At 68.3% G+C, this 21,990-nt stretch carries 18 protein-coding genes, 2 tRNA genes and 1 pseudogene; 7 read left to right on the top strand and 14 right to left on the bottom strand.

Annotated elements, in window-relative coordinates:
- Nucleotides 1-6: 6 nt before the first annotated feature.
- The 4 genes from NQK81_RS34740 to NQK81_RS34725 form a co-directional block, all read right to left on the bottom strand.
- Nucleotides 7-252 (bottom strand): hypothetical protein, encoded by a 246-nt coding sequence (locus tag NQK81_RS34740; RefSeq protein ID WP_192742980.1) that lies wholly within the window; start codon nucleotides 250-252, stop codon nucleotides 7-9.
- Between the two features lie 8 nt (nucleotides 253-260).
- Complete coding sequence (locus NQK81_RS34735) at nucleotides 261-1,208, bottom strand: conjugal transfer protein (RefSeq protein WP_257484827.1); 948 nt, start codon at nucleotides 1,206-1,208, stop codon at nucleotides 261-263.
- Nucleotides 1,205-1,450 carry a hypothetical protein gene (locus NQK81_RS34730; RefSeq protein ID WP_257484826.1) on the bottom strand — a complete coding sequence of 82 codons (246 nt, stop codon included), beginning with the start codon at nucleotides 1,448-1,450 and terminating at the stop codon, nucleotides 1,205-1,207. The genes NQK81_RS34735 and NQK81_RS34730 overlap by 4 nt, the downstream gene beginning before the upstream one ends.
- Before the next feature lie 65 nt (nucleotides 1,451-1,515).
- The gene (locus NQK81_RS34725) at nucleotides 1,516-2,361 is read right to left on the bottom strand and encodes a helix-turn-helix domain-containing protein (protein WP_257484825.1); all 846 of its coding nucleotides are present in this window, start codon (nucleotides 2,359-2,361) and stop codon (nucleotides 1,516-1,518) included.
- Between the two features lie 431 nt (nucleotides 2,362-2,792).
- Here NQK81_RS34725 and NQK81_RS34720 point away from each other — a divergent pair, with 431 nt between their 5' ends.
- Nucleotides 2,793-3,044, top strand: coding sequence for a hypothetical protein (locus NQK81_RS34720; protein WP_257484824.1), 252 nt, complete (start codon nucleotides 2,793-2,795; stop codon nucleotides 3,042-3,044).
- Nucleotides 3,041-4,060: pseudogene (locus NQK81_RS34715) on the top strand (recombinase family protein); the annotation flags it as partial. The gene NQK81_RS34720 and the pseudogene NQK81_RS34715, both read left to right, overlap by 4 nt.
- 297 nt (nucleotides 4,061-4,357) lie before the next feature.
- Here the strand turns inward: NQK81_RS34715 and NQK81_RS34710 are convergent.
- From NQK81_RS34710 to NQK81_RS34695, 4 genes are all read right to left on the bottom strand, one after another.
- Complete coding sequence (locus tag NQK81_RS34710; RefSeq protein WP_257484823.1) at nucleotides 4,358-4,627, bottom strand: hypothetical protein; 270 nt, start codon at nucleotides 4,625-4,627, stop codon at nucleotides 4,358-4,360.
- Between the two features lie 314 nt (nucleotides 4,628-4,941).
- A tRNA-Glu gene (locus NQK81_RS34705) sits at nucleotides 4,942-5,014 on the bottom strand.
- Nucleotides 5,015-5,145: 131 nt separating this feature from the next.
- Nucleotides 5,146-5,217, bottom strand: a tRNA-Gln gene (locus tag NQK81_RS34700).
- Between the two features lie 51 nt (nucleotides 5,218-5,268).
- Entirely contained in the window at nucleotides 5,269-6,003 is a 735-nt protein-coding gene (locus NQK81_RS34695) for an HAD family hydrolase (protein WP_257489910.1), read from the bottom strand.
- 543 nt (nucleotides 6,004-6,546) lie between these two features.
- On the opposite strand from NQK81_RS34695, the gene NQK81_RS34690 reads away from it, so the two are divergent.
- Nucleotides 6,547-7,785: an FAD-dependent oxidoreductase gene (locus NQK81_RS34690; RefSeq protein ID WP_257484822.1), complete on the top strand. Its 1,239-nt coding sequence runs from the start codon at nucleotides 6,547-6,549 to the stop codon at nucleotides 7,783-7,785.
- Nucleotides 7,786-7,845: 60 nt separating this feature from the next.
- Here NQK81_RS34690 and NQK81_RS34685 read toward each other — a convergent pair whose 3' ends face one another.
- From NQK81_RS34685 to NQK81_RS34660, 6 genes are all read right to left on the bottom strand, one after another.
- Nucleotides 7,846-8,616 carry a fumarylacetoacetate hydrolase family protein gene (locus NQK81_RS34685; RefSeq protein WP_126734482.1) on the bottom strand — a complete coding sequence of 257 codons (771 nt, stop codon included), beginning with the start codon at nucleotides 8,614-8,616 and terminating at the stop codon, nucleotides 7,846-7,848.
- Nucleotides 8,617-8,635: 19 nt separating this feature from the next.
- The gene (cimA, locus tag NQK81_RS34680) at nucleotides 8,636-10,261 is read right to left on the bottom strand and encodes a citramalate synthase (protein WP_257484821.1); all 1,626 of its coding nucleotides are present in this window, start codon (nucleotides 10,259-10,261) and stop codon (nucleotides 8,636-8,638) included.
- Between the two features lie 448 nt (nucleotides 10,262-10,709).
- Entirely contained in the window at nucleotides 10,710-11,753 is a 1,044-nt protein-coding gene (locus NQK81_RS34675; RefSeq protein WP_007031599.1) for a 3-isopropylmalate dehydrogenase, read from the bottom strand.
- A gap of 236 nt (nucleotides 11,754-11,989) precedes the next feature.
- Nucleotides 11,990-15,394 (bottom strand): S8 family peptidase, encoded by a 3,405-nt coding sequence (locus NQK81_RS34670; protein ID WP_257484820.1) that lies wholly within the window; start codon nucleotides 15,392-15,394, stop codon nucleotides 11,990-11,992.
- 306 nt (nucleotides 15,395-15,700) lie between these two features.
- Nucleotides 15,701-17,299: a phosphoglycerate dehydrogenase gene (serA, locus tag NQK81_RS34665; RefSeq protein WP_219149318.1), complete on the bottom strand. Its 1,599-nt coding sequence runs from the start codon at nucleotides 17,297-17,299 to the stop codon at nucleotides 15,701-15,703.
- Between the two features lie 102 nt (nucleotides 17,300-17,401).
- Entirely contained in the window at nucleotides 17,402-17,968 is a 567-nt protein-coding gene (locus tag NQK81_RS34660; RefSeq protein WP_257484819.1) for a TetR/AcrR family transcriptional regulator, read from the bottom strand.
- A 97-nt stretch (nucleotides 17,969-18,065) separates the two neighbouring features.
- Between NQK81_RS34660 and NQK81_RS34655 the strand changes: the two genes are divergently transcribed.
- The 4 genes from NQK81_RS34655 to NQK81_RS34640 all read left to right on the top strand — a co-directional run bounded on the left by NQK81_RS34655 (nucleotide 18,066) and on the right by NQK81_RS34640 (nucleotide 21,937).
- Entirely contained in the window at nucleotides 18,066-18,974 is a 909-nt protein-coding gene (locus NQK81_RS34655; RefSeq protein ID WP_257484818.1) for a TIGR03620 family F420-dependent LLM class oxidoreductase, read from the top strand.
- Nucleotides 18,971-19,807, top strand: a complete 837-nt coding sequence (locus tag NQK81_RS34650) for a TIGR03620 family F420-dependent LLM class oxidoreductase (protein ID WP_257484817.1) — start codon at nucleotides 18,971-18,973, stop codon at nucleotides 19,805-19,807. Before NQK81_RS34655 ends, NQK81_RS34650 begins: the two co-directional genes overlap by 4 nt.
- Nucleotides 19,791-20,747 carry an ankyrin repeat domain-containing protein gene (locus NQK81_RS34645; RefSeq protein ID WP_257484816.1) on the top strand — a complete coding sequence of 319 codons (957 nt, stop codon included), beginning with the start codon at nucleotides 19,791-19,793 and terminating at the stop codon, nucleotides 20,745-20,747. Before NQK81_RS34650 ends, NQK81_RS34645 begins: the two co-directional genes overlap by 17 nt.
- Nucleotides 20,748-20,995: 248 nt before the next feature.
- Nucleotides 20,996-21,937, top strand: coding sequence for an NADP-dependent oxidoreductase (locus NQK81_RS34640; protein ID WP_257484815.1), 942 nt, complete (start codon nucleotides 20,996-20,998; stop codon nucleotides 21,935-21,937).
- Nucleotides 21,938-21,990: the final 53 nt, after the last annotated feature.

Genomic DNA, 21,990 nt, shown 5'->3' with positions numbered 1-21,990 from the left:
GCGCGGTCATTTGGTGAACCAGGCGCCGAACATGCCCGAGACGCCATCGAGGTTGAGCAGGATACCGAGGAAGACCGCGGCGATCACGCCGTACTTGATCGAGCGGGTGAAGTTGCCCCGTGTCCCGATCAGCAGGCCGATGCCACCCACGACGGCCGCGAGCAGGATCAGGCGGCGGACCGCCTGGTCACCCCAGGCGAGATTGGTATCGATCCAGGTCTTGACGTCGGCTGCGAGTACGATGGTCGACATCTCTTCTCCTATTCGCCAGGCAGTTTCGAGGGCGTCGCCGATGTCCCGGCGAGCAGCGGTGCCGGGTCGATCCGGTTGACTTCCCAACGACCTGCCCGCGCGGCGAGGGTGATGGCGTAGTCGATCGTGGTGACCTGCCCAAGTGCGTCGTATCCCCAGGCTCGAACGGTTGCGTGAACCTCGGTTCCGTCCAGCGGCCGGGCCGCCTGGCCGGGCTCGAACGACTCGTGAGTACGCAGCTCCAGCAGCTGGACCTCGGCGTACAGCGGTGGAGCGATCGCGCCGATATTCGTCCCTGGCGCGATGTAGCGGTTCAGCTCCCCTCGGCCGACGAGGTACGCGACGAGAAAGCCGTGCACTGATTGACCGATCGGTCCGGTCAACTCTGCGATCTCTGGGTAGCCGAGTTCGACCGCATCGAGCGTGCGCGGGCACGCCATTGGCGCCGGAAGCGACGCTGCGACATAGCCACCAGTACCTCCGACGAGGCTGACCTCGGCGCAGAGCAGCCTCGCTCGGTGCCGGCCGTCGGGTTGCTGAACCAAGATGTTGGCCGCGACCACCACCGACCACGCGCCCGGCCGCTGCGACACGACCGACAACGTGCTGGTGTCGACCGGGATCTGTGTGCCGACCGCACGAGTCGACTTCATCCCGCCCGGGTAGAAGGTCTCCAACCCAGCAGAGTCGTCACGATTGGCCGACAGCCACGACCGGACATACATCTCCGCCCAACCCTGCGGCTCGCCGGCCTCGAGCAGGCGCTCAGAGCTCGGGACGTCAGACGGTGCGTTTGGACGCAGCACCACCAGGCCCACGACCACGGCCAATGGGCTCGCGACGATCACGCACCACCCAAGTAGCCTGCCGATCCGCCGAGCCGCGGTGTGGACAACGGACTCCAGCTGAGCATCGGGAATCGCCTGTGCGATTCGGCCCTCGCGACGCTTCTTCACCGCGCCTCGATCCCCAGCACCTGATGCAGGCGTTTGCGCAACTCTCGATCGTCAGAACCGGCGAGCGCGTCGAAGGCGTCACAGGCCGGGAAACCGACCTCATCGAGGAAACGCCGGAGCTCGTCGTACAACTGCCGATCGACCATCGTCGACTCAAGGCGCCGCCCCAGATCCCTCGCCCGAACACGAGCGTGGGCAATGAGCAGTTCACCGGGGGCGAGGTCGGCATGGGGTCCGGTCACGGAAGCTCCCTGAGGTCTAGCGGGTTGCGGTGCTCAAGACACGCCCAGCCCCGCCGACCTTTGATTCATCCGCGGCCGGAGCGCTGCCATTCACGACCAGCCTCGGCCAACGCGCCGAGCGCTCGATTCCGCCGCCGCGTCGCCGTCGGCTGGCTCACGCCGAACAGCGTCCCGAGCTGCCGGTCGGTCGCGACTCCGTCCCGGCCCATCTGCTCTCCGAAGTACCGAGCGGTCAGGATCGCCGCTTCCTGTTCGTCGAGCCACCGCTGCTCAACCGCCCAGGCCAGCAGCTCCAGCAACTCCTCAGACGCGGTCTTCTCAGCCGGTATCTCAGCCAGCGGCTGAGACACCGCACCGTCGTCCATGGTCACGACCTCGGCGGAGACTTGAGTGATATCGACACCGAGTGCGCGAAGCGCGGCCCTTTGAGTGTCGAAGACCAGGTTGGCCGCGACGTGGTGCCGTCGCCGAAGTGGGTAACAGCGAATCTGCTCCCACAAGTGACCGATGACCGCGGACTGGACATCAGCGTTGGCCTCGTTCGCCGAGACTCCGCCTCCGGTGACACCGCGACGGGCTCCGAAAGTGCCGATCACCGCCCGGCTCGCCCGGATGACCCGTCCGACGACGCGGGGCACTGCGGGCGACATGGCGTTCAGCACGACTTCCCCAGCGACGACACCTTCGGCTCCGGCGAGCGCGGCCCGCTGCAACAGCGCGTACAGAACTTCGTCGTGGCGCGCGTAGTCACGGCTGGCGAGGACTTCCGAAAGCCGCTCGTGAGAACCGACGTCTTCCAGCGCGGGGTCTTGCGCTGACCAGGAACTCAGAGCGGTGTCGAATCGCGAGCGCGACTTCGGGTGAGCGAACTGACGTTGAAGCGCGGTAAGCGGGCTGGAGGTGGCGGACATCGTGGTGGCCCCTTCGAGCGGCGACAAGATCGCCACGAGGCTCGAAACCACCCCTCGCCCACTTCCTGGCCCAGATGCTTGCCCCTGCCGTGGAGCAAGTGGATCACCACCCGATCGGGGCACCCGCTGCACAGGATTGGGCACGAGACCATTCGGGTAACGGGCTTCCAATCGAGACTTGGAGCACGCCCTCGAGACGAAAGCCGGGCAGGTCTCGTCACTTCCCTCACCGATCGAGACCAGGTCTCACACGGTCTCGATCGCCCACTGTGGGCCCGAGACCGCACGCCGGTTGACCCGCGACATCCGCGCTGAATGGAACCGAGCACCCAAGTACATGTCTCTGTCGATCTCATTGGATTCGTCGCCCTTCGTGCGACGTGTCTCGCCGACAGCTGAGCACGTCTCGGCAGAACTGGGGCGGGTACGACATGGACAGTGCCGGCAACTTCGACCTTCCAACACCACGCGAGCCGTTCGAAGCGTCGTTCGAGCAGCCGGTTTGGTGCTACGATCAAGCACTCAAATCTGGCGATCGCCGATATTCTGCTTACGTCGCAATGGTTTCCGCCACCGAAGGCGATCGTCTCCGCAGGCAGCTCAACTCCTTGATCGGCGAGTTGCTCCACTGGGCCGCGCACCAACCCGGCTCGGCGACCTCCGAGGACGAAACATCGACATGACCACCTTCGAGCAAGAGGCTGGAAACCCTCCAGCGCCCGGCCGCTTCGTCTCTGGCCCCTCCGGCCTCTCCGACTACGCGGTTTCGCCACTGGGCATGCCCGGAGCCTTGCTCCGCGATGAAGTACGCGTCGCGTTCCTGGGGCGAACGTCCACCGAAGACCTGCAAGACCCGCGCCAATCGATGCTGCGCCAGCTGGCCAACTGCAAGTCGGCGTTACCCGAGTCCTGGGTTATCGTCGCGCACTTCTACGACGTCGAATCCGGCCGCATGGAGCTCGGGGACCGGGGGCGCGGGGCGGACTACGACCGCTTCGACATCCCTGTCCCGCGCGCAGGCGGAATCGCGGACTTGCTCATACAGGCGCCGAGCCGCACACGAACGTTCGACGTAGTGATCTGCGAGGGCATCAGCCGCGTGGCGCGCAGGGCCTTCGAGGGCCTGTCGGTCGAGCGGGAACTCGAGCGGGCGGACGTTCCGCTGTTCGCGTCGAACGAACCGATCACGCTCTCCGGCAGCCGCGCTCAGCGCGTCCTCCAGCGCCGCATCAATCAGTCCATCGCCGAGTACGAGGTCCTGAACACGCTCGAACAGTCGTGGGGCGGGCTGTGCACGCACGTGCGAGACGGCTGGAACATCGGCAAGCCGCCGTACGGCTACAAGGCCAAGGTCGTCCCTCACCCGAGCCCCGCGAAAGCCGAGAAGGGCAAGACCAAGTCTCGTCTCGAACCGGACGGCATACGCGCCGAGACTGTGACCCAGATCGCTCTGTGGCGATACCATGAAGGTCTCGGCTACAACACCATCGCGGACCGTCTCAACGCCGACCTCGAGCGCTACCCGCCGCCGACCGCGCCGAGCAAGTCTCGCACCCGCGGCGCCTGGAGCAAGAGCTCCGTAGCCGGGATCCTGCAGAACCCCAAGTACACGGGCTATCAAGTGTTCAACCGACGCGCCACCACGTCGAAGCGAGGCAAGGTAAACGAGCCGTTCAAGTGGGTGTGGTCACCGAAGCCGGTCCACGAGCCCTTGATCGCGAAGTGGATGTTCGACGAGCTCACCAGCCGCCTCGAAGCTCGGCGAGGGTCGCGTGCGGACGCCCAACCGAACGCCAACCCCAGGGCCGAGCGCGCCTACCTCTTCCGCGGCATGGTCTTCCATAGCTGCGGACGGCGCATGGCTGGTGACGCAAAACACAACCGGCTCTTCTACTACCTGTGCTGGCCGGGCAAGAACAACCGCGGCGCCTCCGGACCTCACGCCGGTCTCCCGGCAGCTATCCGGCTCCGCGAGGACGAACTACTCGAAGCCGTTTCAGCTTTCTACGCCGACCGGCTCTTCAGTCCAGCCAGGAGAGGCATCATCGAAGCTGATCTGGCCACTGTGGACGACAGTGCTGCTCAGGAGCGCCGAGCAGAACGGGAACGCCTTCAACGTCAACTGGCAGATGTGGCCCGTCGGCAAGACTCCGTTCTGCGCCAGGCTCAGGACGGCGCACCGGACGACCCGTTCGCCAAGGCGCTCCGGCAGAACTACAACAAGCTGGAGGAAGACAAGTCCGCGGCACTGGCCGCGCTCGCTCATCTCGACGCCGAGGACAAGACACAGCCGACGAAGCCCACCTCATCAGACCTGAACCGCCTCGAAGGGCTCCCGCACCTCCAGGTCAATCTGGCCAAGGCGCCTCAGGCCCTGCTACGCCAACTCTTCGAAATCACCCAGCTCACGGTGAAGGTCCATGGTGCGGGTGACCAGGTGACGATTACCATCAAACTGCCGGTCGAACAGCTACCGGACACAGCGGTAACCGCAGAAAGGATCAACGACGTGATGAGCTCCACCGAAATGCAAAAAGTCCCGACCGCAACGGTCGAGACTTCTTGGGTGGAAGCTGCGCGTACCCCCGATGGGATTCGAACCCACGCTACCGGCGTGAGAGGCCGGCGTCCTAGGCCGCTAGACGACGGGGGCTAGGAACTTCCTCCTTCAGAAGGAGGTTTTCAGTTGTTCACCTGCTGTGTTGCTGTGGAGAAACTTACCAGACCGGGTTTCCCGCCTTCGCAGGGGGGTCACTCTGTGTTTCACTCCGGAGAGTTCTCCAGCTGGGGTACCAGGACTCGAACCTAGACTAACTGGACCAGAACCAGTCGTGCTGCCAATTACACCATACCCCAGTGAGGTACCGTTCCGATCTTGACCGGCTCGGTGCCGCACGAGAAAGAATACTAGAGCACGCTGTTCCGCACCGTGAAAGCGGGGGTCTCCATAGCGCGCTGAGCGGGGACGCCGAGCTTCGCGAACTCGGAAACCAGCAGCTCAGGCAGCTCGTCGAGGCCGGAGATGGTGTGCACCCCCGCCGGGGCGCGCTCGGCGATGCCGTCCCGGTCGAGCCAGACGGCGCCCAGGCCGGCGTCGCGTGCGCCGATGGCGTCGGTGTCGAGCTTGTCGCCGACGTGGACCGCCTGGGCCGGGTCGCAGCCGAGGCCGAGGCAGACCGAGTGGAACATCGCCGGGTCGGGTTTGGCTACTCCGAGTTCACCGGCGATGGCCACGTGATCGAAGAACCGGGCGAGCCCGAGGTCGGCGATCTTCTTGCGCTGATGCGCGCCGGAGGCGTTCGTGACGGCGGCGACGAGGACGCCCGCGGCCCTCAACCATTCCAGGCAAGGCAGGACATCTTCGAACAATTGCCACGAACGGGTGAGAATTTCACGACGACGTCTTTCGAAGCCCTTGACCTGGTCTTCGTCGGCCAAAATGCCGATCTCGGCCAGGAAACATTCAGTACGCTTGTGATGCATGGTCGCGTAATCGATTTCGCCCGCCACCACCAGCGCGACATGCTCTTCGGTGATGAGATCCCACAGCGGCCAAAGGTCGTTCTGGCCGGTGAGCGCGCTCAGGCTGAGCCGGATCGCCGCCGTGCAGTCGATCAACGTGTCATCGATGTCGAGGCACACCAACCGTAACTCCGGCGGCTCCCACGGCGCTCCGTCCGGAGCGTCCGGCGTGGTTCGTGACGGGGTCCGGGGCACGAGAGCGAAATCCACCAAGTGAGGCTAGGGCACTCAGCGCGATCGCGACTCTGCCGATGAGGTGATAAAGGCTCGTCTGTTCCGGCGCGGGCACTCTACTCCCAGTTGGTGAGATGTCGTGTTTTAGTTACCGGCCAACGGCTAACGCGGGCGGCCGGGTGAAATGCGGACCCGGCGCACCCGGCCAGATTCGCGGCGCGCACACCCTGTGACGACAACGAAATCCTTATCCGGCTTCGAGTCGCGGACCGTCCACAAGGGCGTTTCCGCGATCGCCGTCCTTCCGGGACTTTTCGCCACCCTCTTGGCGTCCTTTGTGGACGGTCAGCCCGGCACCCGGACCGGTGAGACCCCGGTCATAGCCCGAACGGCGTATCCGCCCGGATGGCGCTTGACGCGCCGGTCGGGCAGGTGCATGCTGAGCTTATTCAACAAGTGATGAATAAGGGTTTCGAAGGGGTGGGACGGATGAGCGAACGCACGAACTGCGTGGTCGTCGGCGGTGGCCCCGCGGGCATGGTCGCCGGATTGCTGCTGGCCAGGGCCGGGGTCGAGGTCACGGTGCTGGAGAAGCACAAGGACTTCCTGAGGGACTTCCGCGGCGACACCGTGCACCCGTCGACGTTGACGTTGCTCGACGAGCTGGGTCTCGGGGAGAAGTTCCTGAACCTGCCGCACAGCGAGATCTCCTACGCCGGTTTCCCGGCCGAGGACGGCACGATGATGCGCCTGGCCGACCTGACCCGCCTGAAGGTGGCGCACCCGTACATCGCCATGGTCCCGCAGTGGGATTTCCTGGATCTGCTCGCCGACGCCGGCGCGAAGGAGCCCACGTTCACGTTGCGGCAGAGCACGGAGATGACCGGGCTGATCTTCGAACAGGGCCGGGTGAGCGGGGTCCGCTACCGCGACGCCGACGGCGAGACCGGCGAACTACGCGCCGACCTGGTGATCGCCGCCGACGGGCGCTGGTCGCTGGCCCGCCGCGAGGCCGGGCTGATGACGAAGGACTACCCCATCCCGTTCGACGCGTGGTGGTTCCGGATCTCGCGGCGGGACGGCGAGCAGGAGGGCATGCTGACCCCGAAGATGCGGGATCGCCGCTTCGCCGTGCCGCTCCCGCGCAAGGGCTACTTCCAGATCGCCTACCTCAGCCCCAAGGGCGGCGACCTCCGCGAGAAGGGCATCGAAGCGTTCCGGGAGAACGTGGCCGCCATCCTCCCCGAACTGGCCGACCGCGTGGACGAGCTGAAGACGACCGACGACGTCAAATTCCTCGACGTCAAGATGAATCTGCTTCGGAAGTGGCATGTCGACGGGCTGCTGTGCATCGGTGACGCGGCGCACGCGATGTCGCCGGTCGGCGGGGTCGGCATCAACCTCGCGGTGCAGGACGCGGTCGCGGCCGCCACCCTGCTCGCCGCACCGCTGCGCCGGGGAAGGCCGTCGGTGGCGGAGCTGGCGAAGGTCCGCAAGCGCCGTCTCGCGCCGACGATGCTGGTGCAGGGACTTCAGCGGATGCTGCACAAGAACGTCATGAAGCCGGTCATGGAGGGCAGGCGCAACGGTCCGCCCGCGGTGATGGTGAAGCTGTTCGGCCGGTTCCCCGTGCTGTCCTACGTCCCCGCGCGGCTGCTGGGCCTGGGGCTGCGGCCCGAGCACGCCCCGGCCTTCGCGCGACGGTCGATGGAGCCGGCCGGGAGCTGACCGATCCCGAACGCGTGAACGGGCCGGTCCTTGCGAAAGGACCGGCCCGTTCATCGCGCGCTAGACGTCCTGGACCGGGTTGGTCAGCGTGCCGATGCCTTCGATGGTGATCGAGACCGACTGGCCGTCCTCGATCGGGCCGACGCCCTCGGGCGTGCCGGTCAGGATGACGTCGCCGGGCAGCAGGGTCATCACGCCGGACACGAACTCGACCAGCTCGGGGATCTTGTGCACCAGGTCCGACGTCCGGCCGTCCTGTTTGAGGACACCGTCCACCTCGGACTTGAGCGCGAGATCGGCCGCGTCGAGCGAGGTCTCGATCCACGGGCCCAGCGGGCAGAAGGTGTCGAATCCCTTCGCCCGGCCCCACTGGCCGTCGGCCTTCTGCAGGTCACGCGCGCTGACGTCGTTCGCCACGGTGTAGCCGAGGATCGCGCTCGCCGCGCGGGCGGCGGGCACGTTCTTGACCGGCTGGCCGATGACGATCGCCAGTTCGCCCTCGAAGTCGACGCGGCCGACGCCGCGCGGACGGCGGATGGGCGCGTTCGGGCCGATCACCGTGGTCGACGGCTTGATGAACAGCATCGGGTCCTGCGGGACCTCGTTGCCGAACTCGGCCGCGTGCTTGGCGTAGTTCCGGCCGACCGCGATCACCTTCGACGGCAGGATCGGCGCGAGCAGCCGGACGTCGGCGAGCGGCCAGCGCTTGCCGGTGAAGTTGGGGTTGCCGAAGGGGTGCTCGGCGATTTCCAGTACCTGGGCGTCGTCGCCGTCCCCTTCGATCGAAGCGAACGCGACACCACCGGGATGAGCAATTCGGGCTAGACGCACTCCCCCACTGTACGACTCCTCACGCCGGGCCCTCCCTGAGGGACTTGTGCACAAGCGCGTCGCACAACGCCAGCCAGCTCGCTTCGACGATGTTGCCGTGCACGCCGACGGTGGTCCACTCGCGCTCGCCGTCGCTGGTCTCGACGAGCACGCGGGTGACGGCGGCGGCGCCGGGGTGGCCGGGCAGGATCCGCACCTTGTAGTCGGCCAGCTCCACACTGTCCAACCAGGACAGATGCGGGCTGAGCGCCTCGCGCAGGGCGGCGTCGAGCGCGTGCACGGGGCCGTTGCCCTCGGCGGTCGCGATCACCCGCTGCCCGGCGACGTGCACCTTCACCGTGGCCTCGGACACGACCTCGCCGTCGGACCGGTGGTCGAGCACGACCCGGTACGACTCGAGTTCGAACGGCGGTTCGTCGAGGACGTCGCTCTGCGGGCCGTCGACCTCCCGCCGCAGCAGCAGTTCCAGTGAAGCGTCCGCGGCCTCGAAGGACCAGCCTTCGGATTCGAGCCGCTTCACCTTCTTCACGGCGCTCGTCAGCGCCTCGGGCTGGCCGGCAAGGTCGACCCCGAGCTCACGTCCCTTGAGCTCCAGGCTGGCCCTGCCGGCCATCTCGGTGACCAGTACCCGCATGTCATTGCCGACATAAGCTGGATCGATGTGGTTGTACAGCAACGGATCCACCTTGATCGCGCTCGCGTGCAGTCCCGCCTTGTGGGCGAAGGCCGACGCCCCTACGTAAGCCTGGTGGGTGTAGGGGGCGATGTTCGCGATTTCGGCAAGGGCATGGGAGACCCGGGTGAGCTCGGCGGCGCCTCCGGTCGGGAGCACCTCCATACCGAGCTTGGTCACCAGATTTCCCGTCACGGCGAACAGATCGGCGTTACCCGCCCGTTCGCCGTAACCATTGGCGGTGCACTGGACGTGCGTCACGCCGGCCTGCACGGCGGCGACGGAATTCGCCACCGCGCAGGAAGTGTCGTCCTGGCAATGGATTCCGAGCCGGAATCCGGTCCTTTCCTTGACCTCGCGGACGGTTTCCGCGAGGCCCAGCGGCAGCTGGCCGCCGTTGGTGTCGCACAGCACGGCGACGTCGGCGCCCGCGTTCACTCCCGCGTCGAGCACCTTCAAGGCGGTGTCCGGGGAGAACGCGTAGCCGTCGAAAAAGTGTTCCGCGTCAAGGAAGACGCGACGTCCTTCGCCGACGAGGAACGCGACGGTGTCGCGCACCATCTCGCACGCCTCGTCGACATCGACCCGAAGCGCGCGTTCGATGTGCCGCAGGTCCGATTTGGCCACCAGGGTGACCACCGGCGCCTGGGAATCGAGCAGCGCCCGCACCTGCTGGTCCTGCTCGGCCTTGGCACCCGCCTTCCGCGTCGCGCCGAAGGCGACGAGCGCGGCGTGGCGCAGTTTCAGTTCGCCCGAAGCCGCGCGGGCGAAGAATTCCGTGTCCTTGGGCAGCGCGCCCGGCCATCCGCCTTCGATGAACCCGACCCCGAGATCGTCGAGCAGCCTCGCCACCGCCAGCTTGTCCGTGACGGAATAGGAGATCCCCTCGCGCTGCGCGCCGTCGCGCAACGTCGTGTCGTACAGGTGGAAGGCGTCGCCGAGCGGCGTATCGGCGGGCTCCTTGCGGGTCACGGGAATCTCCTCGTGGTGGGGCAAAACGTGTTCAGGCAACAAAAAAACCTCCCGCATGGGTGCGAGAGGTTGCGCGCCGGGGGCTCTTGTGGAGCTGTTATCCGGCGCGCTCGGCGATAATGATGGTGCAGGAGGTCACGGACGCATCATGGCACACGCCCCGGCGGGCGTCCACAAGCCGGGCGAAAGATTCCACACTCCGGGACGCGCTCCCGGGCCGCCGGCGTTGCGAAAGCCACTTTCGCAACGTTGAAGGTTGCGAAAGTGGCTTTCGCAACGTCGCGGAGCGATGTCCCATCGGCTGTGTCGCGAAAGCCACTTTCGGGACACCAGGCGTCGCGAAAGTGGCTTTCGCGACACACCCCCAGGTCGCCAGGCCCCGAAGTACGTGAAGGCCCCCTTCACTGCGTCCAGCGCAATGAAGGGGGCCTTCACGTACTTCCAAGAACTACTGAGTGACCGGGCGCACGTTCGACGACACCAGGGCCGCCAGCCGGTCACCGATCGCGTGCGTCGCACCGGGCGACGCCTGGTCGCGGGTCGCGAGGTCGAAGGCCACCGAGGCCTCGATCCGCCGCGCCGCCTCCTTCTGTCCCAAGTGGTCCAGCAGCAGCGACACCGACAGCACCGCGGCGGTCGGGTCGGCGAGACCCTGGCCCGCGATGTCCGGCGCGCTGCCGTGCACCGGCTCGAACATGCTCGGGTTCCGCCGGGTGATGTCGAGGTTCCCGCTCGCCGCCAGCCCGATGCCACCGGTCACGGCCGCGGCCAGGTCGGTGATGATGTCGCCGAACAGGTTGTCGGTCACCACGACGTCGAAACGGGACGGGTCGGTCACCAGGTGGATGGTCGCGGCGTCCACATGGGAGTAGGCGACGGTCACCTCCGGGTGCTCCAGCGAGACCTCTTCGACGATCCGCGACCACAGCGAACCCGCGTACTCCAGCACGTTCGTCTTGTGCAGGAGCGTCAGGTGCTTGCGCGGCCGCGCCTCGGCACGGTTGAACGCGTCGGTCACCACGCGCCGGACGCCGAACGCCGTGTTGACGCTGACCTCCGTCGCGATCTCGTTCTCGGTGTCCTTGCGCAGCAGGCCACCGTTGCCCGCGTACGGGCCTTCGGTGCCTTCACGCACGACGACCATGTCGATCTCGCCCGCCTCGGCGAGCGGTCCGCGCACCCCCGGGTACAACCGGGCGGGACGCAGGTTCACGTGGTGGTCGAGCTCGAACCGGAGGCGCAGCAACAGCCCGCGCTCCAGGATGCCGCTCGGCACCGTCGGGTCGCCCACCGCGCCCAGCAGGATCGCGTCGTGCTGACGGAGTTCACCGAGTACCGACTCCGGGAGCAGCTCGCCGGTGGAGTGCCACCGGGCGGCGCCGAGGTCGTAGTTCGTGATCTCCGCAGTCGGTACGACCTCACCGAGCACCTTGAGCGCCTCGGAGACCACTTCGGGCCCGATCCCGTCTCCTGGGATCACCGCGAGCCGCATCCACACACCTCCGTAGACCAGGCCACCGGCAGTCCGGATGGCCCATCCGCAAGAAAACGCCAGCAGCGGAAGGTTACCGGCCGTAGCCCGGTAGCCGTAGCCGCACCACCCTTATGCCGGAATCTCCCACAGAGCGAGACAGCCGAAAGGGTGAAAACGAGAAGGGACGCCCTGGCGGAAAGCATGCCGCCAGGGCGTCCCTCACCTCATCGAACGCGGATTACCGCACTACCGCGTCAGCCCACACCGATCGGCTGACGTCCGGTGTGCCGACCACCGTTGCCCGGCCGGTCGACACCGGAGTTTCCACCACCGGCGTTCGCCTGGATCTTCACCACGTTCGCCCGGTTGCCCGAGGCGTTGTGGTGCTCGATCGCCAGCAGGCCCAGCACGGTGTCCTGCGCGGCCGCGTTGCGGTTGACCACCAGCGCCGTGCCCGGCTTCGCGACGTAGCCCAGCGCGGAGTCGCCGCCGCCCTGGACGGTGTACGCGGGAGCCAAGGCGTCGAACGAAAGCGGCGTGCCGACGTAGTCGATCGTCGACGAGTCCGCACCCGGCGCCGCGTAGAACCCGGAGGTCCCGACGGTGTAGCTGATCTTGTGCGACGCGGCGTTCGGGTCGATGCCCAGTGCCGCGATGCTCACCGGCAGCACGACGACGTTGGTGTCGTACACGTTCGTGTCGACGTCGCCGAGCTGGCCGTTGATCGGCTGGATGTCCACCTGCGGGAAGCCCGGCTTCAGCGCCACGGTGACCGCCACGAGGACGTCGGTGGACGTCACCTTGGTCACATAGGTCTCGAAGTCCGGCTGCCCGTCGCCCGTGGTGTCGATGTCCACGAACGGCGAGGTGTTGCTGCCCAGGTTGGCCAGGTCGCTCCAGGTGGTGAGACCGAAGGCCAGCAACGCGTTCTCCGGCTCGCCCTGCGCCTTGGCCAGCGGGGCCGTCGACGCCGCGCCGATGTAGCGCAGGTCGGCGCCCTTGGCCGTCTGGTTCAGGGTGCAGTCGGTGGTGACGTCGCCGTCGCACTCGGGCAGCTGCGGGGATTCCGCCTGCAGTTCGAGCACGCTGATCAGCGAGCGGTACCGCTGCGGGCCGGTGCCCTGGTCCACGCCCTTGCCGGTCAGGTTCAGCACGGCCTGGGTCTGGCCGGCGCCGAAGTTGACGTTGCCCGGGGTGTTGATGGACGAGACGGGCTTCGGCGCGGAGTACACCGCGAGCCGCAGCGGAACGGTCGTACCGCTCTTCGGGGTGAACGCGATCCGGCCGGAGGCGTCCGCCACGAACTGCCGAGCGAGGCCGACCTGCGTCGCCGCCATGGTCGGGTCCATGACCTTGCGGAGCGCCTTGGGGTCGGCGATCTTCAGGGTCACCTTCACCAGCGCGATACCGCGCGGGCTCAGCTTCACCGTCGGCTTGTCCACTGTGTACTCGACACCGGGGAGCGAGTTCACGGCTTCGTAGCCCACCGAGTACTCGACCGGCTTGATGCCCTTGTTGACCACCTTGACCGTCTTGGTCAGGGTGACCGGGCCGCCCGCTTCGACGACGCCGAAGTTGACCGAGACGAAGCCGGGGTTGTCGACGACGTAGGCCAGGACCTGGTTGTCCAGCGCGGCCTTCGCGTCGATCCGGCCGCTGCCGACGCGCTGCGGCCCGTAAACGCGGCCCGAAGCGTCACGGATGTCGTGGCCGGCGGTGTTGATCACCGAGGCCTTGACCTCTTCGACCGACCAGTCCGGGTGCGCCTGACGGATCAGGGCGGTGATACCCGAGGTGTGCGGAGCCGCCATCGAGGTCCCGGAGATGACCAGGCGACCGGCCCCGCTGCCGCTCAGCGCGGACGCGATCGAGTCACCGGGCGCCGCGACCTCCGGCTTGACGGCCGGGCCGCGCCCGCCACGCGAGGTGAACGAGCTCGGGGTGTCCACAATGGACTGATCGGTGGTCGGCACGGACACGCGGCCCTTGCCGGTCATGCGGACCTGCAGCGTGCCCGCGGCCACCGCGGGACGGACCGAGGCGGTCGCGCTGCCGGTCAGCTGGAACGTCGGCAGGGCCGCGTTGCCCGCGATACCGGCCGTGAAGTGTTCCAGCGTCGAGGAGAACAGCGCGCCCTTGGCACCGGCGGCCTGCGCGTTGTTCGAACGGGCGCCGGAACCGCAGGCGCGGGTCGCGTCGTTGTCGTCCCATTCGAGGAACACGATCTTGCCCGCGGCCTTGGCCTTGTCGGCTTCGGAGTACGGCTTGCAGCCCGCGGCGTTGTCCGCCGACAGCGTGACCACCGGCGCGGTGACGTCGAGCGTGTCGTAGGCCGCGTAGTTCTGGCTGAACTGGCCGGTCTTCGCGCCCTTCACACCGTCGGGAGCGACGGCTTCGACGGCGTCGCGAAGGACGGACGCGTCACGGCTGCTGGCGACGGTCAGCGCCTCGGGCGTGTTGCCCGGCGCGCCGCCGACGTCGTTGAGGTCGCCGCCGTTGCCCGCGGAGAACACCGGGACGACGTTGTTCGCGGCGATCTTGCGCACGAACAGCGAGTCCGGGTCGTCCGGGGTGGCGAAGTCGCCGCCCAGCGACAGGTTGACCACGTCGAGGTGGTCGGTGAAGTCGCCGTCGCCGTCCGGGTCGAGCGACCAGTCGAGCGCCTGCGAGGTGACGTTGGTAGAGCCGTCGCAGCCGAAGACCTTGATGGCGTACAGCAGGGCCTTGGGCGCGGTGCCCGGGCCGATCTGCATCGCTTCGATCTTCTTCTTGTTCAGCTTCTTGTAGTCACCGGTGAAGGTCTTGCCCGCTTCGTCCACACCGAATCCGGCGACCGTGCCCGCGACGTGCGTGCCGTGGTGGCCGCACGAGATCGGGTTGGGGTCCGGCTTCGGGGTGTTGAGGGCCGGGTCGTCGCTGCCCGAGTCGTAGGCGTCGCCGACCAGGTCGATCCCGCCGACGACCTTGTCGGTCGGGAAGGCGGGGGTGGCCTGGTCGCGGTTGATCGCCTTGTACGCCTCGGCCGTGCCCGGCCCGCCGAAGGTGGCGTGGGTGTAGTCGATGCCGTCGTCGATCACGCCGACGCGGATGCCGTCGCCGTAGCGGCCGGTCTGCTGCCAGGAGGCGAGCGTGTTGGTCAGCTGGACCGCGCTGGAGTTCGTGCGGGTCTTCGGCACGACCTTCTTGACCGAGACGACGTCCGGCCGCTTCGCCAGCTCGCGGATCTTCGCCGCGTCGGCCGTGACGACCGCGCCGGCGACCGCGTTGGCGGTCTGCGTGACCAGCTGGGTGCCGGCGTCGGCGGCCTTGAGCTGCCCGACGACGGAGTTCACCGTCGCGGCGGCGTCGGCCTTGGCGTCCTTCGCGGCCTTCTTCGCCTTTTCCTTGCCCGCGCCCTTGTTCTGCTCGGCGTTGAAGGCGTCGACGGCGGGCTGCTTGGCCAGCTCGACGAAGGCGGTGATCTTGCCCTGGGCGGCCTTGAGCTTCGGCTCGACCTTCCCCTGGAATCCGTTACGGTCGATCTTCGCCGGCGTGACGCCGTCCGCGAGAGGGACATCCTGCGCGGCCGCGGACGCCCCGGTCACGGACGTCACGAGCAACGCGGCGAAGACCGCGGCCGACGAGCGGATCGCCCATCGGGGTACGCGGGATCTGTTCATGAGTACGTGCCCTCACTCGAGGCCTGGACTCGGAACCTGCCTGCCGCTCGAACACACCCCCGACGGTGAGCCCCGGCGCCGCGCCGTGCCCTTGACGACGCGATGGTTCGGCCTCGCCGGAAGAACCTATCCGGGGACCAGCCCGACTTCAGTAGGCATTTTTCACCGTTATTGAATCTTGCTCTGCGATCCCGCGAACCCCGCACATACAACGACCGCGGTTGGTCGACTAATTGCGGAATGCGCGTGAAGGCCCCCTTCCCTCGGCTGAGCCGAGGGAAGGGGGCCTTCACGCGTAATGGGAGGTCAGCCGAAGTTGACCGCGCGGATCGTGTGCGCGCCCACGGTGGCGCCGATCGGCTCCAGCAGGTGCGAGTCCACGGAACGGTCCACGCGCAGCAGCATGACCGCGTCCGCGCCGTCGGTGGTCTGGCTGATCTGCGCGGCCTCGATGTTGAGGCCCGCCTCGCCGAGCAGCGTGCCGACGCGGCCCATGATGCCCGGGCGGTCCGGGTACTCGAGCAGCAGCACGTTGCCCTCGGCGCGCAGGTCGAAGTGGCGGCCGTTGACCTCGACCAGCTTCTCGACCTCGTCCTTGCCGGTGACCGAACCGGACACCGAAAGGGTCGAGCCGTCGGCGTGGACCGCGCGGACGGTGACCAGGCTGCGGAATTTGGGGCTTTCGGTCTCGGTGACCAGATCGACCTGGACGCCCAGCTCTTCGGCCACGCGCGGCGCGTTCACGAAGGTGACCTGGTCCTCGACGACGCCGGAGAACACGCCGCGCTCGGCGGCGAGCGGCAGCACGCTGACGTCCTCGGCGGCCAGCTCGCCCTTGACCACGACGGTGACCGAGGCCGGGGCCTTCGGGTTGAGCGCGGTCAGCACGGTGCCGAGCTTCTGGGTGAGCGAGAGGTACGGCCGGACGTGCTCGCCGACCGTGCCGCCGCCCGCGACGTTCACCGCGTCGGGCACGAAGTCGCCGCGCAGCGCGAGCAGCACGGACTTCGCGACGTCGGTGCCCGCGCGGTCCTGCGCTTCGGCGGTCGAGGCGCCGAGGTGCGGGGTGACGACGACGTTCGGCAGGCCGAACAGCGGGCTCTCGGTGGTGGGCTCGGTGACGAACACGTCGATACCGGCGCCGCCGACGTGGCCGGAGCTGACCGCGTCCGCCAGCGCCTGCTCGTCGATCAGGCCACCGCGCGCGGCGTTGACGATGATGACGCCCTGCTTGGTCTTCTTGAGCGCCTCGGCGCCGATCAGGCCCTTGGTCTCCGGGGTCTTCGGCAGGTGGATGGAGATCGCGTCGGCGCGCTCCAGCAGTTCGTCCAGCGTGACCAGCTCGATGCCGAGCTGCGCGGCGCGGGCGGCCGAGACGTAGGGGTCGTAGGCGATGAGCTTGGTGTCGAAGGCGGCGAGCCGCTGCGCGAACAGCTGGCCGATCTTGCCGAGGCCGACCACGCCGATGGTCTTGCCCTGGATCTCGACGCCGGAGTAGGCGCTGCGCTTCCACGCGCCGCCCTGGAGGCTCTGGTCCGCGGCCGGGACCCGGCGGGCGACGGCGAGCAGCAGCGCGACGGCGTGTTCGGCGGCGGAGACGATGTTCGACGTCGGCGCGTTGACCACCAGGACACCGCGTTCGGTGGCGGCGGGGACCTCGACGTTGTCCAGCCCGACGCCGGCGCGGGCGACGACCTTGAGCGAGGTGGTGGCACCGAGGACCTCGGCGTCGACCTTCGTCGCGGACCGCACGAGCAGCGCGTCCGCCGTCTTCACGGCCTCGAGCAGCGCGGGGCGGTCCGTGCCGTCCACATGCTGGACCTCGACCTCGTCGGAGAAGACGCTCAACACGGAGGGGGCGAGCTTCTCGGCGATGAGGACGACGGGCTTGTTCGGCTTGGTCACGATACGGCTCCCACTATCTGGTCTGTGCCTGCGACTCACTATTGGTCGGTCACGCCGTTGTGCCCGGTTGCGCCGCAGTTTAGACCTGGTGACAGGGGATTGTTAACTCGCCCGTAATCCCGCGAAAACGAGATCGAGGAGGCGTTCGAGCCCCTTGTCACCCGAAAGGTGTTCGCTGGCCCAGGAAAGCGCGTGCAGCATCACCAGGATTTCGGGCACTGTGACGTCCGCCCGGAGCTCCCCCGCGGCCTTCGCCCTTTCCACCAGGTGGGACACCTGGTCCCGCATCGCGTGACAGGAGGCGTAGAGCGGCGAGGTCTCGTCGTTGAGGACGTCGACCATCAGTTCGGGTAGTCCGCGGTAGCGCGCCGACTGTTCACCCATCCCGGCGAGCCAGGCCTTCAGCGCGTTCAGCGGTTCCGGGGAGTGCAGGAGTTCGCGGGCCGCGGCGGCCTGCGCGTCGAAGCCTTCGCGAAGCACCGTCTCGACGAGGGCTTCGCGCGTCGGGAAATGCCGGTAGAGCGTCCCGATGCCGACACCGGCCCTGCGGGCGATCTCTTCCAATGACGCCTCGACCCCATGCGCGGCGAAGGCACGCCTCGCCTCTTCGAGGAGGCGCTCGTAGTTGCGCCGGGCGTCCGCCCGCAGCGGCTTCTTCTCGGTGTCCATCGCGCTCCCGAGCCTAGTCTCGACAAATCGGAGGCAGCCTCCGTATAGTCGGCGGCGTAAGCGGAGGCTGCCTCATGTTAGCTGGGGAGACGAGAGAATGACCTTGATCGAAGAAACCCGGGAGCGGCTGGGCCCGGTGGGTGTCTGGCTGCCGGTCGGCATGTTCACGCCGACACCGGACGAGGAACGGCGGGCGGTGCAACGCCTGGAGGAGCTGGGTTACCGCTCCGTGTGGGGCGGCGAGGGGCCGGGGAACCGGGAGTTGTTCGCGTACAGCGCCATCACGCTCGCCGCCACCGAACGGGTGGTGGTCGGCACCGGGATCGCGAACATCTGGTCACGGCCCGCGTACACCGCCCACAGCGGCGGACGGACGCTCGCGCAGGCCTTCCCGGGCCGGTTCGTGCTCGGCGTGGGGATCGGGCACTCCTATCAGGCGGAGAAGGCGGGCTCGGATTACCGGCCGCTCGAACAGACCCGCGACTACCTCACGGCCATGTCCGCGGCTGCGGAAGAATTCCCTTCACCGGTACCGTTCCCGCGTGTCCTAGCCGCGGTCGGGCCGAAGATGCTCGAACTCGCGCGGGATCTGGCGGACGGCGCTCATCCGTTCGCCCAGCCTTTCGAACACACGCCGTACGCCCGCGAGATCCTCGGCCGGGACAAGCTGCTCATCCCCACCCATTCGGTGCTGCTCGGCGACCGCGAACAGGCGCGGGCGAGCGTGACGAGGGACATCGGGCTGATGAAGCAGTACGACATCCAGCACTACTTCAAGGGCTGGAAACGGCTCGGCTACACCGACGCCGACATCGACGGCGTCAGCGACCGGCTCGTGGACGGGCTGATCGCGTGGGGCGACGAGGAACGGATCGCCGGGCGGATCAAGGAACTCGTGGACGCCGGCGCGGACACCGTGCTCCTCCATCCCGCCGGTGACGATCTTCAGTCCATAGTGGATCAGCTGGAACGGCTGGCCCCGGCACTGACGGCGGTGACCCGATGAGCGTCGGCATCTGGACGTTCTCGTTCGACGGCAAGGAAATCGGCGAGGTCCGCGAGGCGGCCGCGGAGGTCGAGGAACTCGGCTTCGACACGCTGTGGTTCGGGGAGTACCTGGGCCGGGAGGCGTTCACGCAGGCGGGGCTGCTGCTGGCGGCGACGTCGCGGCTGACCGTCGCCACCGGTATCGCGCGCTTCTCCCATCGGGCACCCGTCGCGGCGGCGGCCGCCGAACGGACCCTCGCCGAGGCCTATCCGGGCCGGTTCGTCCTCGGGCTGGGCGGTCACCTGCCGGGCGCGAAACCACTGGAGGCGATGCGCGGCTATCTCGACGAAATGGACGCGGTCGAACTGTCCACACCGGACTCCCCACGCCGGCGCGTGCTGGCCGCCCTGGGCCCGAAGATGCTCGCCTTGGCCGCGGAACGCACCGATGGGGCGCATTCGTACTTCGTCCCAGTCGAGCACACGGCGCTGGCGCGGGAAGCCATCGGGCCCTCGGCCTTCCTCGCCGTCGAGCAGGCCGTCGTCCTGGGATCGGACCGGGAGATCGCGCGGCGGCACGTGTCGACGTACCTGGGCCTGGCCGCCCACCATCGGGCGAATCTGCGGCGGTTCGGGTTCACAGAGGAGGACTACGGCTCCGACAAGCTCGTGGACGCGCTGGTCGCCGTCGGGGAGGACGCGATCTCCGCGCGCGTCCAGGCGCATCTGGACGCGGGCGCGGACCACGTCTGCCTGCAGGTCCTGACCGGGGACGACCGGATCCCGCTGGCCGAATGGCGGGTTCTGTCGGGGGTCGGGGGTAGCGTGCGGGAGCGTGACGTCACCGGCTGAACTCGCCTTCGAAAAGGCACGGGAACTGATCGACGCGCGGGACCTCGCCGGGCTCGCGCGCCTGATCGGCGACCTGCCCACGCTCGTCCACGCCCACGGGCAGAACGGGAACGACCTGCTCGGCATGGCCGCCGCGACCTGCGACGAGCGGCTGTGCCGGATCCTGCTCGACCACGGCGCCGATCCGGCTTCGGCCAACGTGCACGGCTGGACGGCGTTGCACCAGGCCGGGTACGCCGGGCTGCCGCTGCTGGTCTCGATGCTGCTCGACGCGGGCGCGCCGGTCGACGTCCCGGCCCGGGGCGACGGCGGCACGCCGCTGGTGGTCGCGCTGTTCTGGGGCCATCGCGAGGCGGCGGAACTGCTGGCCTCGCGCAGCGTCTCCCCCGGCAACCTGCGCGTCGCCGCCGGGCTCGGCCGGGCGGACCTGCTCGACGAGCTGCTCGCGCCGGACGGCACGCTCTCCCCCGCGGCCGGCGCGCATCGCGAATTCCACCGCCCGCACAGCGGTTTCCCGGAATGGCGGCCGAGCGACGACCCGGCCGAGGTCGTCGACGAAGCGCTGTCGTGGGCTGCACGGAACGACCGGTCCGACGCGATGCGGACCCTGGTGGCGAGGGGCGCCCGGGTGGACGCCGACGTGTACCGCGGCACGGCGCTGACCTGGGCGGCCGCTCAGGGAAAGGCGTCGGCGATCAGGACCTTGGCGGAGCTCGGTGCTTCGGTGAACCGCCAGGGCACCTTCGGCGGGCTCTCGCACGGAGAAGGTGTCACGGCGCTGCACCTCTCCGTGCAGGGCGGGCATGTCGACGCGGTGCGGGCCTTGCTGGAGGTGGGGGCGGATCCTTCGCTCAAGGATTCGCTGTACTCGTCGTCGGCCTTGGGGTGGGCCGAGCATTTCGAGCAGACGGAGATCGCGGCGGTGCTGCGGGGCTCCTGATCGCGCGCCCGGCATGTGGGCACCCGCCCGCGCGAGTGTCGCGAAAGCCACTTTCGAGACGTCTGGCGTCGCGAAAGTGGCTTTCGCGACATCCGGGGGAGGATCCGCCGCCACCTGCCGCCGCCGCGTTGCGAAAGTGGCTTTCGCAACCTCCGCGGCAGGCGGCACGAACGGCTGTCCCGATCCTGACGACGCTTGGCCCACCGGAACCTCGCCGCAAGTACGACGCTCGCCGAACAATGGACCCCATGCGAGCGATCAGCCAGAACCGCCTCGGCGGCCCCGAAGTCCTCGAACTCGTCGACGTCGAAAGGCCCGTCCCCGGCCCGACCCAGATCCTGGTCCGGGTGCACGCCGCCGGCGTCAACCCGGTCGACTGGAAGACCCGCGAGACCGGCGGTATCGGCCCGATGGGCGATCCGCCGTTCATCCTCGGCTGGGACGTGTCCGGCGTCGTCGAGGAGGCCGGCGCGGGCGCGTCCCTGTTCTCCCCCGGCGACGAGGTCTTCGGCATGCCGTCGTTCCCGTTCCAGGCCGGCGCGTATGCCGAGTACGTCGCCGCGCCGAGCCGTCACTTCGCGCGTAAACCGTCCACTTTGGACCACCTGCACGCGGCCGCGGTCCCGCTCGCGGGGCTGACCGTCTGGCAGAGCCTCGTCGACACGGCGGACATCCAGCCGGGGCAACGGGTTCTGATCCACGCGGCGGCGGGCGGGGTCGGGCATCTCGCGGTCCAGATCGCCAAGGCGCGCGGCGCGTACGTGATCGGGACGGCCAGCGCGGCCAAGCACGAGTTCCTCCGCGGTCTCGGCGCGGACGAGCTCATCGACTACCGCACGACGGACTTCGCCGACGAGGTCCGCGACGTCGACGTCGTCCTCGACACGATCGGCCTGGAGTACGGGCCGCGGTCGCTCAAGACGCTCCGCCGCGGCGGCAGGCTCGTCCAGCTCACCCGCACGAACGACGAGCGGATGCCGGAACTGGCCGAGGCCGCCGGAGTCACCGCCGGGTTCACCCTCGCCGAGCCGGACCGCGCCGGGCTGCTCGCGCTGGCCGAACTCGTCGACAGCGGACGCCTCAAGCCGACCGTCGACACGGTGTTCCCACTGGAAGAGGCAGCGAAGGCCCAAGAACTCGTCGCCGCGGGGAAGACCACGGGGAAGGTCGTGCTGTCCGTCGCCGAGTGACCGGTGGACAAGTGGAGTCTGCAGTCCGTATCGCCCCAGGCGGACCACACCCC

It is taken from the genome of Amycolatopsis roodepoortensis (assembly GCF_024628825.1).
Classification (GTDB): domain Bacteria; phylum Actinomycetota; class Actinomycetes; order Mycobacteriales; family Pseudonocardiaceae; genus Amycolatopsis; species Amycolatopsis roodepoortensis.
Note: the sequence above shows the minus strand (reverse complement) of the source record. Positions and strands in the feature narration are given on the sequence as shown.